The sequence below is a fragment of the Sinobacterium caligoides genome (genome assembly GCF_003752585.1).
GTDB classification, from domain to species: Bacteria; Pseudomonadota; Gammaproteobacteria; order Pseudomonadales; family Sinobacteriaceae; genus Sinobacterium; species Sinobacterium caligoides.
Genome location: NZ_RKHR01000007.1, coordinates 28,425 through 42,833, shown reverse-complemented (window position 1 = coordinate 42,833; position 14,409 = coordinate 28,425). Strand labels below are relative to the sequence as shown.

Genomic DNA, 14,409 nt, shown 5'->3' with positions numbered 1-14,409 from the left:
ACAATGCAAGTATATCCAATGACGGTTGAGGGCGAGAAGAGCCTGCGTGAAGAGTTGCGTCAGCTGAAGAGTGAGGCGCGCCCCGTGGTGATTGCTGCGATTGCAGAAGCACGGGAGCACGGTGATCTGAAGGAAAATGCGGAATACCATGCGGCACGCGAGCAGCAGGGTTTCATTGAGGCGCGCATCGCTGATATTGAGGGGCGGCTGGGTAGTAGTCGTGTTATTAATATCGCCGACTTCACTAATAATGGCAAAGTGATCTTCGGTGCGACAGTAACCATGGTTAACTGTGAGACCGATGAGGAGAGTGTCTACAAGATTGTCGGTGAAGACGAGGCGGATGTGAAGCAGGGGAAAATCTCAGTCACTTCGCCAATCGCTCGCGGCTTGGTCGGCAAAGAAGAGGGAGATGCGACGATGGTGAAGACACCTGCCGGCGTCGTAGAGTACGAGATCGACAAAGTAGAATATATCTAGTCTTGCGCTGCTGTTGATTGGCGAAGCCAATTGACGCAGACAAAAAGGCCGGTGCATGCACCGGCCTTTTTGTTGTTACTATTTGCCGACTTACTTTTGTACGAGATTGGTAAGTCTTTCCTTGGGCTTCTTGGCAGTACGGTGCAGTAGTATGGTGTGGCCGATAGCTTGCACTAGGGTACAGCGACAGAGCTTGATGAGTTCGTCGGTGACTTGTTGCTTAGCCTCGCGGTCCCCTACTGCGAGCTTGACCTTGATCAGCTCGTGATCATCGAGTGCTCGATTAAGCTCTTTAATGACGTTTTCGCTGAGGCCCTTGCCGGCAACGGTGACGATGGGGTTGAGTTTGTGGCCGATGGCGCGTAGTTGTTTTTTCTCGCTGTTGCTGAGGCTCATATGTTTGTCTCGACGGTCTGGTATCTATGTTGCTGTGGCAGCGCAATGCAATCATTTGAGCATTTGTTGCTTCAGCGGATGGATTGTTTGGCTGCCAAGCTATGATCAAGCATAGGCTACAAGAGCAACGAGGATGTTGAAAGTTGTTAGCGCTTGCCGTTGGCAGGGGGCGCATTGTACTACTAATGGCGTCAGTAGCCATAAGTAGTTGCCATCAATTATGATAGCGGGCTGCCGGCATGATCCGAGCAGTTTTGGAGTTGCTGTGGAGAGAGAGAATGAGTAAGACATCGAAGGCCTGGCAGAAAGAACACTTCGACGATGAGTATGTTAAAGAGGCGAAACGTCTAGGTTATCGCTCTCGCGCTTGTTTCAAGCTGCTCGAACTGCAAGAAAAGGACCGTTTGGTGCACTTAGGTGGCACGGTTGTCGATCTTGGTAGTGCGCCGGGTGGTTGGTCTCAGGTGGCCGTTGAGGTGGTTGGTGATCACGGTCGTGTGATTGCCTCCGATATACTGCCTATGGACTCGCTGGCCGGCGTTGACTTTGTCGAGGGGGATTTCACCGAAGATGCAGTGTTCGAAAAGATATTGGCGGTGATTAATAATAGTCCGGTAGACCTTGTAATTTCCGATATGGCACCCAATATGAGTGGTATGGCTGCAGTCGATCAGCCAAAATCGATGTATTTAGTCGAATTGGCGCTGGATATGGCCAAGAGCGTATTAAAGCCTGGTGGCAACTACGCGGTGAAGGTTTTCCAGGGCGAGGGGTTTGATCAATACCTCGCAGAATGCCGCAAAACCTTTAAAACTGTGTTGATTCGTAAGCCGAAATCATCAAGGGCACGTTCTAAAGAAGTCTACATTGTCGGCAAGGGCTTTAAGGCTCATTAATTTATTGGCTAAGAAGCAGCTTAATAGCTATTTTAGTCCTGAAATTTGACATAGTATGTGTGTCTAGTAACGTGAATTATTTCAGTGGGACACGTCTGCGAAAAGCCGGCGGTATTTGGAGAGGATTATTCGTTGAACGATATGGTTAAGAATCTGTTGTTGTGGCTGGTTATTGCGGCAGTGTTGCTGACTGTTTTTAACAACTTCACGACACCGCCGAACACCAAGAAGCTGGACTATTCCAGTTTTGTGCAGTCTGTCCAGCAAGGTGAGGTCAGTAAAGTGACCGTCGATGGCCTGGTCTTCAAAGGTGAGCGTACTGATGGCTCATCTTTCGAGACAGTGCGTCCTAATATCAGCGACCCTGACATCATGAACGACCTGTTGAAAAACAAGGTCCAGGTGACGGGTAAGGCGCCAGAGCAACAGAGCATTTGGACTCAGTTATTGGTTGCGAGCTTCCCAATCCTGCTGATCGTCGCCGTGTTTATGTTTTTCATGCGCCAGATGCAGGGCGGTGGCGGCGGCAAGGGTGGTCCCATGTCGTTTGGTAAGAGCAAGGCTAAGTTGTTGAGCGATGATCAAATTCGCACTACTTTTGCCGATGTCGCCGGTGTCGATGAGGCGAAAGAAGAGTTGCAGGAGTTGGTCGAGTTCTTACGAGATCCGAGCAAGTTTCAGCGTCTGGGTGGTCGTATTCCTCGTGGTGTCTTATTGTCCGGTCCTCCAGGGACCGGTAAGACCTTGTTGGCGAAAGCGATCGCCGGCGAGGCCAAGGTGCCTTACTTTTCGATTTCAGGCTCTGACTTCGTAGAGATGTTTGTCGGTGTTGGCGCCTCGCGTGTTCGCGATATGTTTGAACAGGCGAAGAAGCAGTCTCCCTGTATTATCTTCATCGATGAAATCGATGCCGTAGGTCGTCACCGTGGTGCCGGCATGGGCGGCGGTCATGATGAGCGTGAACAGACCTTGAACCAGTTGTTGGTTGAGATGGATGGTTTCGAGGAGAATGACGGTGTGATCGTCATTGCTGCAACCAACCGCCCCGATGTTCTCGATACTGCTTTGTTACGCCCTGGCCGTTTTGACCGCCAAGTGGATGTGGGGCTGCCCGATATCCGGGGGCGAGAACATATTTTAAAAGTACACATGAAGAAAGTGCCGCTGAACGACGATGTCGAAGCGAGTTATATTGCCCGCGGCACACCAGGCTTCTCAGGTGCCGACCTAGCCAATCTCGTAAACGAAGCGTCATTGTTTGCAGCGCGAGCGGATCTTCGCCTAGTTGGTATGGAGCAGTTTGAGCTGGCGAAAGACAAAATCATGATGGGCGCTGAGCGCAAGAGCATGGTGATGAGCGAGGAAGAGAAGCTCAATACAGCTTATCACGAGGCTGGTCACGCTATTGTAGGGCGTATCGTTCCCGAGCACGATCCTGTTTATAAGGTGAGTATTATTCCGCGCGGACGTGCTCTTGGTGTCACCATGTACCTGCCGACGGAAGATCGCTATAGCTATAGCAAACAGTATATCTTGAGTCAGCTGTGTAGCCTTTATGGTGGTCGTATTGCTGAGGAAATGATCAATGGCAAAGACGGCGTGACTACGGGGGCCTCGAATGATATCGAGCGGGCGACCAGTATGGCGCGGAATATGGTAACGCGTTGGGGCTTGTCCGATGAGCTAGGTCCGCTGATGTATGAAAGCGATGATCAAGGCTACCAGGGAGGTGTCAACAGTACCGCTTCGGCGGCAACTCGCCAGCAGATCGATCTCGAGGTTCGTAAAATTATCGATGAGTGTTATGCCAGGTCTACCCAGATTCTGCAGGAGCACCGCAAGGAACTCGATGTCATGTCGCAGGCGCTGATGACCTATGAAACCATCGACGCAGACCAGATTGATGACATCATGGCGGGTCGAGAAGTCGGCAAGCCAAAGGGCTGGGACGACATCGACTCTAATAAGCCGTCCAGTGGTGCCGGTGGTGCCGAGACTACTGAAGGTGAGAAGGATGATGCCGAGCAGCAAGCCGCTAATGGTAAGCCAGGAGGCGATGATGGTAGTAATGAGTCGTCTGTTGGCGGGCCTGCTGGCGAGCACTAAAGCTTGTTTAACAAGAGGCTGTAAGTGAGAAACTTCCTATCAAGCGGGCATTCATTGCCCGCTTTTTATTGCGGCGAAAACCTGCTGTGCGGTGATAAGACGCTGTCATTGGCGGACACGCGTGTAATGTCTGTGTTAAATGTGACGCCAGACTCCTTTTCCGACGGTGGCCGTTATGCGGGCTCGGTGGTAGTAGCGTTGCGGCAGGTTGAGCGTATGCTCGAGGCTGGCGCGGATATCATCGATGTCGGTGGTGAATCGACGCGGCCAGGAGCCGCAGTGGTCAGCGCTGAAGAGGAGTTGCAGCGAGTTGCCCCTGTAGTTGAGGCGATTAAGCAGCGCTTTGATGTCATCGTTTCGGTCGATACTAGTACGCCCGAGGTGATGACGGCGGCGGCGAAGGTCGGTGCAGGAATGATTAATGATGTGCGTGCGCTGAGTCGTGAGGGTGCTATGAAGGCGGCTGCGAGCACGGGCTTGCCTGTTTGCTTGATGCATATGCAGGGGCAGCCGGTCGCGATGCAAGATAATCCGCGCTATCAAGATGTTGTTGATGAGGTCGGTCAGCACTTGTTGGCGAGAGCAGAGGCCTGTGTTGCTGCTGGTATAGCGCAAGATCGCCTGTTACTTGATCCAGGTTTTGGCTTTGGTAAGACGCTGGAGCATAATCTACAGCTGTTCTCCAGTCTCGAGACGATGGCTGGCTGGCGCTACCCGCTATTAATCGGAGTATCACGCAAGTCGATGGTCGGTGGTGTTACAGGTAAGCCTGTCGATGAGCGTTTGGCGGGCAGCTTAGCGTTTGCTATGTTGGCTGCAATGCAGGGGGCGGCGATTGTTCGCGTCCACGATACCGGCGAAACAAAAGATGTTTTACGGGTGCTTGGAGCGGTGGCTTCGAGACTCAAGGAGTGAAGGGTTATGTCGCGCAAATATTTCGGAACAGATGGAATTAGAGGTCTGGTTGGCAGGGCGCCGATTACGGCAGATTTTGTGCTGAGACTTGGTTGGGCAGCAGGTAAGGTGCTGGCTGGTAATGCGGGAGAGAGTCGGGCCAAGGTCATTATTGGCAAGGATACGCGAATCTCTGGTTATATGTTTGAGTCAGCACTGGAGGCGGGCTTGGTTGCAGCAGGGGTCGATGTGTTGTTGTTGGGGCCGATGCCGACGCCGGCAATTGCCTATTTGACGCGAACGTTTAATGCCCAAGCTGGCATCGTTATTAGCGCCTCGCACAATCCTTACTATGATAACGGCATTAAGTTTTTCTCGGCTGCAGGTAGCAAACTGTCCGATGACATTGAGTTGGCGATTGAGGCGATGCTTGATGAACCTATGACGACAAATCAGTCTGGTGATTTGGGTAAGGTGACTCGTGTCGATGATGCTGCCGGACGCTATATAGAATACTGTAAGTCAACCGTGCCGATGGGCATGTCACTCGCTGATTATAAAATTGTTTTAGATTGTGCTCATGGCGCGACTTATCATGTCGCCCCCGCAGTGTTTAAAGAGTTAGGCGCAGAGGTGGTGGTGATTGGTGCGCAGCCGAATGGTTTGAATATTAATGATGCGGTCGGCTCCACTAGTCCAGAGCAGCTCCAACAGGCGGTTTTGGAGCATGAAGCGGACTTAGGTATCGCTTTTGATGGCGATGGAGATCGAGTCTGTTGTGTCGACCAGACCGGCGAAGTGGTTGATGGTGATGAGATCCTTTATGTTATTGCCTCGGCGCGCCGTGCTCGCGGCGGCTGCCCTGGCGTGGTGGGCACGCTGATGTCAAACCTAGGCTTTGAGTTGGCGCTGAGGGCTCAGAATATCGATTTTGAGCGAGCCAATGTTGGTGACCGTTACGTGATGGCGGAGATGCGTAAGACAGGTTGGCTGCTCGGTGGTGAGTCATCCGGGCATATTATTTGTTCGGATGTGTCGACTACTGGCGATGGTATTGTTGCGGCTTTGCAGGTGATGCACGCGTTGACCGATAGTGCCCGCTCGTTGTTTGAGTTGAAGAGTGGGATGAGCAAGTTTCCGCAGCGCATGATCAACGTTAAGGGGGTTAATAAAGCGGGCTTGGCGAGCAATAAAGAGGTGTCGGCAGCCGTCGCAGAGGTTGAAACTGAGTTGGCGGACAAGGGGCGAGTGTTGTTAAGGCCCTCTGGTACAGAGCCGGTGATTCGAGTGATGGTTGAGGGGGAGGACGCCGAGCAGGTAGGGCGGCTAGCGGAACTGTTGGCAGTCGTTGTGCAAAAGGCGTTGGCGGAGTAAGTGAATGAGGCCGCTTGCTGTCTTCATTCTCTTGTGCTTGTCAGGCTGCTGTAATCTCGGTAATATTGGCGCCCGCTCAAAGAGGTAGTAACCATGCGACAACCCTTGGTAATAGGAAACTGGAAGATGAACGGCTCAAGTGAGTCGATCAGTGCGTTGCTTTCTGGTGTTGTTGCAGGTCTTGGTGAAAGTGATGGCGCGAAGGTCGCTGTCTGCCCGAGCTTTGTCTATATACCGAGCGTAATAGCACAGCTCCAGGGTGAGGCGATCGAGGTGGGGGCGCAGAATGTTGCTGAGCAGCAATCGGGTGCCTTTACCGGCGAAATCTCCGTGGCAATGCTGAAGGATATTGGTTGTCGCTATGTTATCGTGGGACACTCAGAGCGTCGGGCGCTATTTGCAGAGTCTGATGTTCAGGTGGCGAGGAAATTTATACAAGTTAAAGACGCGGGGTTGTTACCGGTGTTGTGCGTAGGTGAAAATCTAGCAGAGCGCGAATCCGGACAAGCCTTGGCCGTTATTGAGGCTCAGTTACAGGCCGTTCTCACCGAGGCTGGCGCCGGCTGCTTTGAATCAGCTGTCGTAGCTTACGAGCCTATTTGGGCAATCGGTACGGGCAAGACTGCGACACCGGAGCAGGCGCAAGAGGTGCATAAGTATGTACGAGATTTTATTGCGCGTGAAAGTAAAAGTACTGCCGACAAGCTACAGATATTGTACGGTGGGAGTGTTAAGGCGGCTAATGCTGCTGAGTTGTTTGCGCAGCAGGATATTGATGGCGCATTAGTGGGTGGGGCTGCGTTAAGCGCCACTGAATTTGTGACAATTTGCAAGGCTACAAATAAGTAATTATGGAACAGTTAATCGTTGTGCTACATGTTTTATTCGCGGTCGCGATCATTGCGCTCATTCTTTTGCAGCATGGTAAGGGAGCTGATGCGGGTGCATCTTTCGGCTCTGGCGCCTCGCAGACCGTCTTTGGCGGCTCGGGTAGTGGTAATGCGTTGACTCGCAGTACAGCAATCCTTGCAACACTATTTTTTGTTAGTAGTTTTGCCCTTGCGGTAACGGCTAAGCAGAAAGCGGGCATTGAAGTTGGTGCCTTTTCTACTCCTGTAGCAGTAGAAAAGGTGTTAGATGAAGAAAACACGAAAAACCCGCAAAATAATGCATCAACAGGCTTTCCAGATGATGAAATTCCTGTAGAATAGCGGCCAGATTTACAAGCTTAGCCGAAGTGGTGGAATTGGTAGACACGCCATCTTGAGGGGGTGGTGAGCGTATGCTCGTGCGGGTTCAAGTCCCGCTTTCGGCACCATATATAAAGGTCCAGCATTAGCTGGACTTTTTTTTTGCATGCTAGAAATGAAAGTAATTAATAGCATGTTTGTTGTCGTTATAGTGCTTGACCTGACATTAGAGGATCCCTATAATTCACCCACCCTGAAATATGGGCGTTGGTGCGGGGTGGAGCAGTTAGGTAGCTCGTCGGGCTCATAACCCGAAGGCCGTAGGTTCAAATCCTACCCCCGCTACCATTTCTATAGACGTGAGGCTGTAGAAAGACAAGAATTTAACGGAAAACCCCTCACTAGAGGGGTTTTTTGTTTCTGGCGCAACTGAAACCTGTAAGTGGGCTGTAATTGGCTCCAGGCTGCGCAATTGGGCGGTGCCCAATGGATAGAAGGCGTCATCGAACGCTGCAATATAACAGGTGGGCCATAGGGCCCATTTTTTATTGTTCGATCTCGCGGCTGTCTAGCCTATTTAATGTTGATAAAGGTGGTTCGAATGTCGTCGAAGCAAAGTGCGATTGAGTTAATGATACTTCCGGCTGTTGAGGCTCTTGGTTTTGAGTTGTGGGCGCTGGAATATTTGACACAAGGGCGTCACGTCGTTCTGCGGCTCTATATAGATAGTGCGAATGGCGTCGGCATTGAAGATTGTTCCGAGGTAAGTCGTCAAGTTTCTAGTGTGTTAGATGTAGAAGACCCAATTGCCGCAGATTACACCCTGGAAGTGTCATCGCCAGGAATTGATCGCCTTTTGGTTAAGTTAGAGCATTTTGAGCAGTTCAAGGGGCATAAAGCCTCGGTCAAACTCCGCTTCCCTTTCGAGGGACGTCGACGCTTTACCGGTATCCTCAACGGGATCGAGGGTGATGAAGTGCTGATTGTGGTAGACGATGAAGAGTTCATGTTGCCTATAGATAGTATCGATAGAGGGCGGATCGTTCCCGTATTCGAAGACTAGGTGGTTATTTGGCAGGCAATGCCTAGCCGTAAATTTAAACTTACATCCTGTATCGATGTAATAAAGACATAAGCGACTGTGTAGACGGTTGAATAGAGTGAGGCGAGAGAATGAGTAAAGAAATTCTTTTGGTTGCAGAAGCAGTATCAAACGAGAAAGGTGTTCCTGAAGAGGTTATCTTTGAAGCGTTAGAAATCGCCTTGGCAGCCGCGACAAAGAAGCGCTATGACGAAGACTCGGAAATCGAGGTGACCATCGATCGTAAGACCGGTGATTATGAAACCTTCCGTAGCTGGGGTATTGTCGATAATGAAGCGATAGCTTTATTAGGTACCGAGCTGAATATGCAGGAAGCTGCCGAAGTTGATGCCAAGCTTCAGCCAGGTGATGTGTACAGAGAGCAGGTTGAAAATGTCGGCTTTGGACGTATCGCGGCACAGACTGCAAAGCAAGTTATCGTCCAGAAAGTGCGTGAAGCTGAACGCGCTAAGTTAGTGGCTGAATACCGCTCTCGTGTTGGTGAACTGCTTGGTGGTATCGTTAAGAAGGTCAAGCACGACGCTTATATCATCGATCTGGGGAATAATGCAGAAGGTTATCTGGCGAAAAACCAGATGATCGGTCGTGAAAATTTCCGCATGGGTGATCGCTTGCGTGCCATTCTCGACTCGATTAATGAAGAAGGCCGTGGACCGCAGTTGATTCTAAGTCGTGCTTGCCCCGAAATGGTGATCGAGCTGTTCAAGATTGAAGTGCCAGAAATCTCTGAAGAGGTAATCGAAATTCGCGGAGCGGCTCGTGATCCGGGCTCTCGCGCGAAAATCGCAGTTAAGACCAACGACGGACGTATTGATCCCGTTGGTGCTTGTGTTGGCATGCGTGGCTCACGTGTTCAGGCGGTATCGGGTGAGCTGGGCAATGAGCGTGTTGATATTATTCTTTGGGATGATAATCCAGCACAGCTTGTTATCAATGCAATGTCGCCGGCAGAGGTTGAGTCGATCATTGTCGACGAAGATACTCGTTGTATGCAGGTTGCTGTTGCAGAGGAAAACCTTGCGCTGTCTATCGGTCGTAGTGGTCAGAATGTTCGCTTGGCGAGTGAGCTGACTGGTTGGTCGATCAATGTGATGAGTGTCGAGGAGGCTGAGGCTAAGCAGCAGGCCGAGTCGGGACAAATCATGACGCGCTTTATTGAGGCGCTGGATGTCGACGAAGGTGTTGCTGAAGTGTTGGTTGAAGAAGGTTTTACCACCATTGACGAAATCGCCTATGTTCCCATCGAAGAGTTTTTGTCGATCGAAGGCTTCGATGATGAGCTAGCTGAAGAGTTGCGGGCTCGCGCCAAGGATGCATTGCTTACGAGCGCGATTGCAGACGAGGAGCGTTTGGACGGTGCTGAGCCAGCAGAAGATTTGCTGACGATGGATGGTATGGATCGTCACTTGGCACATGTGCTGGCAAGTCGTGGCGTTATCACTATGGAAGATTTAGCGGAGCAGTCAATTGACGATTTGATCGATATTGAAGAGATCGACGAAGAGAAGGCTGGTCAATTGATTATGACTGCACGCGCACCTTGGTTTGAAGACCAGGGCGAGTAAGACGAGGTAGAGGAGAATATAATGACTGATGTAACAGTTAAGGAATTCGCAGATTCAGTAGATAAGCCTACTGATAGACTGCTAACGCAAATGAAAGAAGCTGGTTTAAAGCAGACTGCGGAGGATCACTTGGTCTCCGAAGAGGACAAAAAGACTCTGCTGACTTTCTTGCAGAAGAGCCACGGCGAGAGTGGTGATACACCGAAAAAGATCACCCTAAAACGTAAAACCACCAGCACGCTTAAAGCGACCAGTGGTAGTAAGGGTAAGAAGGGCGTTAACGTTGAGGTGCGTAAGAAGCGCACTTACGTTAAAGCTGAGGCTGTTGACGCCGAGGCAGCGCCAGAGGTTAAGCCAACGGCCGCTGAGCAGGCTGCTGCTGAAGAGTTGGTTGCAGAGCAGGCTAAACAAGCCAAGCAAGTTGCCGAGGCAGAGGCGAAGTTAAAGGCGGAAGCTGACGCCAAGGCTGCGAAGCTCGCTGCGGCTGAAGAGAAAGCTGCGCAAGAAGCGAAGCTTAAGGCGGAGAAACTGGCGAAAGAAGCGGAGGAGGCCAAACGCAAAGCTATAGAAGCTGAGAAGCTTGCGGCAGACCCTTTTGATCCTGAGGTTATTCGTCGACGTGCGATTGCTCGTCGTAAGAAAGAGGAGCTCGAGGAGCAGGAGCGCCGTACACAGGCACTGCAGACCAAAAAAGAAGAGAAGCTCCGTAAAGAGCAGGCTGCGCAAGAGGCTGCCGCTAAGCGTGCTGCCGACGCTAAGGCTGAAGCAGAGCAAGCGAAGGCGGCAACTGCAGCGGCGGAAGTGAAGAAAAAGAAGACGTTGTCAGCTTCTAAACCTGCGGCAGAAAAAGATGCTGCAGCAGCACCTGCTGCTAAGCCTGGAAAGAATGAAAAAGGCAAGCGTCAGCCGTTGCGTCAGCGTCAGGCACCATCCAATACCGCAGGTGACCGTGGTAAAAAGGGTAAGAAGGGCGGTAAAAACAGTCGTAATAGTTACGAGGATAGCCGTAGCAGTCGCCGCAGCAAGAATCAACGCAACGCCGTTCACTCTGAACATGATAAGCACGGTTTTGAGAAGCCTGTTGAGAAAGTTGTTCGCGAAATTGAATTGCCAGAGGCGATTAGCGTTGGTGATCTAGCACAGCGGATGGCCGTGAAGAGTGCCGAGGTTATTAAGGTCTTGTTTACCTTGGGAACTATTGTCACTATTAACCAGACTCTGGACCAAGACACCGCGACTATCGTCGTAGAAGAACTCGGTCATACCGTTAAGCTGGTTAGCGAAAACGCTGTCGAAGAACTGTTGTTTGATGCCATCGATGTCGAAGATGAAGCTGGCACAGAGGTGACTCGTGCACCTGTTGTTACCGTCATGGGTCACGTTGACCACGGTAAGACATCGTTGCTTGATTATATTCGTAAGGCCAAGGTTGCCGGTGGTGAAGCGGGTGGTATTACCCAGCATATCGGTGCCTACCATGTTGAGACCGGCCACGGAATGATCTGCTTCCTTGATACACCGGGTCACGCAGCGTTCACCGCTATGCGTTCACGTGGTGCTAAGGCGACGGATATCGTTATCTTGGTTGTTGCCGCAGATGATGGCGTGATGCCTCAGACTGAGGAGGCGGTTGAACACGCTCGTGCCGCGGGTGTGCCTTTGGTTGTCGCAGTCAACAAGATGGATAAAGAGGGTGCAGACCCTGAGCGCGTGAAGAACGAGCTGTCTGCGAAAAATGTTATTCCTGAGGACTGGGGTGGCGATGTGCCATTCATGCCGGTCTCTGCAAAGAGCGGCGAAGGCATCGACGATCTACTAGATGCGGTGCTATTGCAGGCGGAGATGTTGGAGCTTAAGGCGGCTTCTGATATTGCTGCACGTGGTGTTGTTATTGAGTCATCACTCGATAAGGGCCGCGGATCTGTCGCTACAGTATTGGTACAGAACGGTACCCTTAAGCAGGGTGACGTTGTCTTGGCCGGCCTGCAATATGGCCGTGTTCGTGCAATGTTGGACGAGAATGGTAAGCCTGCTTTGTCTGCAGGACCATCTATTCCTGTCGAGATTCTCGGCCTTGATGGCCTGCCTGGTTCAGGTGATGACTTCCAGGTGGTAGAAAACGAGAAGCGTGCACGTGAAGTTGCTGAGCATCGTCAGGAGCGTGACCGTCAGGCGCGGATGGCGCGTCAGCAAGCGGCCAAGCTGGACAATATGTTCACGCAGATGGCTGAGGGCGATATCAAGATTCTGAACATGGTGGTTAAGACTGATGTTCGTGGTTCTCTTGAGGCGCTGATAGCTTCGCTGGGCAAGATCGGTAATGAGGAAGTTCGCGTTAACATCGTTGCCAGTGGCGTTGGTGGTATCAGTGAGAGTGATGTGAATCTTGCAGTGACCTCCGGAGCCGTTATGTTCGGCTTCAACGTTCGCGCCGATAACTCAGCGCGCGCCCTGATCGAAAAGGAAGGTGTTGACCTTCGCTACTACAGCGTTATCTACGATTTATTAGATGATGTGAAGAGTGCGTTGAGCGGCATGCTTTCACCAGAGTTGCGTGAAGAGATTGTAGGTGTTGCTGAGGTTCGCGAGGTGTTTAGTTCGCCGAAGTTTGGCGATATTGCTGGCTCGATGGTTATCGAAGGTACCGTCTACCGCAGCAAGCCTATTCGCGTGTTACGCAATGATGTCGTTATCTACGAAGGTGAACTTGAATCGCTACGTCGCTTTAAAGACGAAGCCAACGAGGTTCGCAATGGCGTTGAGTGTGGTATCGGTGTTAAGGGTTACAACAACGTGCAACCCGGCGACAAGATAGAGGTCTTCGACGTTAAAGAGATTAAGCGCAGCCTATAATGGTTGTGTGCGGTTAACGTTGCATTTGATCTTAGGCGGGGCGGTGGCGTACAGGCAGTTTATCTGCCGAGCGTCCCGCTCCGTTTTTGCTTTATAAAGACAGAGCGTCTTTAACAAGAGGTATTAGATATGGCTAAAGAGTATAGCCGTACACAGCGTGTCGCGGACTTCTTGCGTCGCGAGCTGGCTCAGCTGATTCAGTTCGAAGTGCGAGACCCACGCGTTGGCTTGGTAAGTGTTACTGATGTCGAGGTGAGCCGGGACCTGTCACACGCCAAGGTTTACGTCACCGCAGTCGATAGAGACACGCCGGAAGAGGCGAAAGAGGCGGTGGCAGCGCTCAATAATGCGCAGGGCTTCCTGCGCAGTGCGATCGCCAAAGAAAGTACTATGCGTACTGTGCCGCGCCTACACTTTGTCTTCGATGCCAGTATCGGTCGTGGTCAGCATCTATCGGCGTTGATTGACAAGGCCGTCTCGAGCGATGCGCAACGCGTTGACGATGCAGCCCCTTCCAGCGATCGTGAAGACGATCAAGTTTAGGGAGTGGTTGAGTGGCTAGAAGAAAGCGTGGCCGTCTCGTCGACGGCATTATCGTCCTCGACAAGCCGGCTGGTATGACCTCGAATGGTGCTTTACAGCGGGTAAAAAGAGCCTTCTTTGCGCAAAAAGCTGGGCATACCGGTGCGCTGGATCCTCTCGCAACGGGCGTCTTGCCATTGTGTTTTGGTGAGGCGACCAAGTACTCGCAGTATTTACTGGATTCTGACAAGGCATATCGCAGCGTGTTTACCTTAGGGGTAACTACCGATAGCAGTGATGCTGACGGCGAGGTAACCTCTACAAGTGATGCCTCTCTTGTTACTAGAGAGCAGGTAGAGCAGGCGCTAGAGGCCTTTCGCGGCGATATTCAGCAGCTGCCTTCAATGTTCTCGGCTCTTAAGCATAATGGTCAGCCACTGTACAAGTTGGCGCGCCAGGGCAAAGAAGTTGAGCGTAAGCTGCGTGACGTAACGATCTTTCGTCTCGATTTGATCGATTACCGTCCGGGGCCAAAGGCAGAAGTCGAGATTGAGGTTTACTGCAGTAAAGGCACCTATATTCGCTCGATCGCCGAGGATCTTGGTCATGCACTAGGCTGTGGCGCACACGTTAGCGTATTGCGTCGTATTACTGCAGGCCCCTTTGGGCTCGGTGAGATGGTGAGCTTGGAATATTTGGAGTCACTGGCAGAAAAACAGGATCATGAGGCGCTAAATGGGTTATTATTACCTGTTGATACGGCGGTGGAACATCTTCCTGAAGTCTATCTTGATGATGATACTAGTTTCTATATCCGTCAGGGGCAGCCAGTTATGGCGCCGGGTCTGCCGCTAGAGGGGTTGGTAAGAATTAAACTCGAGTCCGGTCAGTTTATCGGACTCGGAGAGGTATTGGATGATGGGCGCCTTGGCCCCCGTCGTCTAATCGCCGAGCCGCAAGAAGGTTCTTGAGGCCGGTCAAACCCAGCTGTAAATATGCACGGCTGGGCTTTTGTGTCGTAGATAACCTAC

The 14,409-nt window shown here is 51.5% G+C and carries 13 protein-coding genes and 2 tRNA genes; 14 read left to right on the top strand and 1 reads right to left on the bottom strand.

Annotation, left to right across the window (positions count from 1 at the left end; all coding sequences use genetic code 11):
- The first annotated feature begins 3 nt into the window (after positions 1-3).
- Positions 4-480: a transcription elongation factor GreA gene (greA, locus tag EDC56_RS16650; protein ID WP_211333737.1), complete on the top strand. Its 477-nt coding sequence runs from the start codon at positions 4-6 to the stop codon at positions 478-480.
- Between the two features lie 90 nt (positions 481-570).
- On the opposite strand, the gene yhbY is transcribed toward greA, so the two are convergent.
- Positions 571-876 carry a ribosome assembly RNA-binding protein YhbY gene (yhbY, locus tag EDC56_RS16645; protein ID WP_123713721.1) on the bottom strand — a complete coding sequence of 102 codons (306 nt, stop codon included), beginning with the start codon at positions 874-876 and terminating at the stop codon, positions 571-573.
- Between the two features lie 278 nt (positions 877-1,154).
- Between yhbY and rlmE the strand changes: the two genes are divergently transcribed.
- From rlmE to truB, 13 genes are all read left to right on the top strand, one after another.
- Positions 1,155-1,772 carry a 23S rRNA (uridine(2552)-2'-O)-methyltransferase RlmE gene (gene rlmE, locus EDC56_RS16640; protein WP_123713720.1) on the top strand — a complete coding sequence of 206 codons (618 nt, stop codon included), beginning with the start codon at positions 1,155-1,157 and terminating at the stop codon, positions 1,770-1,772.
- A gap of 141 nt (positions 1,773-1,913) precedes the next feature.
- Positions 1,914-3,878, top strand: a complete 1,965-nt coding sequence (gene ftsH, locus EDC56_RS16635) for an ATP-dependent zinc metalloprotease FtsH (protein WP_123713841.1) — start codon at positions 1,914-1,916, stop codon at positions 3,876-3,878.
- 24 nt (positions 3,879-3,902) lie between these two features.
- The gene (gene folP / locus EDC56_RS16630) at positions 3,903-4,793 is read left to right on the top strand and encodes a dihydropteroate synthase (RefSeq protein ID WP_425452467.1); all 891 of its coding nucleotides are present in this window, start codon (positions 3,903-3,905) and stop codon (positions 4,791-4,793) included.
- 6 nt (positions 4,794-4,799) lie between these two features.
- Complete coding sequence (gene glmM / locus EDC56_RS16625) at positions 4,800-6,146, top strand: phosphoglucosamine mutase (RefSeq protein WP_123713718.1); 1,347 nt, start codon at positions 4,800-4,802, stop codon at positions 6,144-6,146.
- Between the two features lie 93 nt (positions 6,147-6,239).
- Positions 6,240-6,995 carry a triose-phosphate isomerase gene (gene tpiA, locus EDC56_RS16620; RefSeq protein WP_123713717.1) on the top strand — a complete coding sequence of 252 codons (756 nt, stop codon included), beginning with the start codon at positions 6,240-6,242 and terminating at the stop codon, positions 6,993-6,995.
- A gap of 2 nt (positions 6,996-6,997) precedes the next feature.
- Positions 6,998-7,357 (top strand): preprotein translocase subunit SecG, encoded by a 360-nt coding sequence (secG, locus tag EDC56_RS16615; protein WP_123713716.1) that lies wholly within the window; start codon positions 6,998-7,000, stop codon positions 7,355-7,357.
- Positions 7,358-7,377: 20 nt separating this feature from the next.
- Positions 7,378-7,464 (top strand) — tRNA-Leu (locus EDC56_RS16610).
- 143 nt (positions 7,465-7,607) lie between these two features.
- Positions 7,608-7,684, top strand: a tRNA-Met gene (locus EDC56_RS16605).
- A gap of 253 nt (positions 7,685-7,937) precedes the next feature.
- Positions 7,938-8,399 (top strand): ribosome maturation factor RimP, encoded by a 462-nt coding sequence (gene rimP / locus EDC56_RS16600; protein ID WP_123713715.1) that lies wholly within the window; start codon positions 7,938-7,940, stop codon positions 8,397-8,399.
- A gap of 110 nt (positions 8,400-8,509) precedes the next feature.
- The gene (nusA, locus tag EDC56_RS16595; RefSeq protein WP_123713714.1) at positions 8,510-10,003 is read left to right on the top strand and encodes a transcription termination factor NusA; all 1,494 of its coding nucleotides are present in this window, start codon (positions 8,510-8,512) and stop codon (positions 10,001-10,003) included.
- Positions 10,004-10,024: 21 nt separating this feature from the next.
- The gene (gene infB, locus EDC56_RS16590; protein WP_123713713.1) at positions 10,025-12,856 is read left to right on the top strand and encodes a translation initiation factor IF-2; all 2,832 of its coding nucleotides are present in this window, start codon (positions 10,025-10,027) and stop codon (positions 12,854-12,856) included.
- A gap of 129 nt (positions 12,857-12,985) precedes the next feature.
- Positions 12,986-13,399, top strand: a complete 414-nt coding sequence (rbfA, locus tag EDC56_RS16585; RefSeq protein ID WP_123713712.1) for a 30S ribosome-binding factor RbfA — start codon at positions 12,986-12,988, stop codon at positions 13,397-13,399.
- 11 nt (positions 13,400-13,410) lie between these two features.
- Positions 13,411-14,349, top strand: coding sequence for a tRNA pseudouridine(55) synthase TruB (gene truB, locus EDC56_RS16580; RefSeq protein ID WP_123713711.1), 939 nt, complete (start codon positions 13,411-13,413; stop codon positions 14,347-14,349).
- Positions 14,350-14,409: the final 60 nt, after the last annotated feature.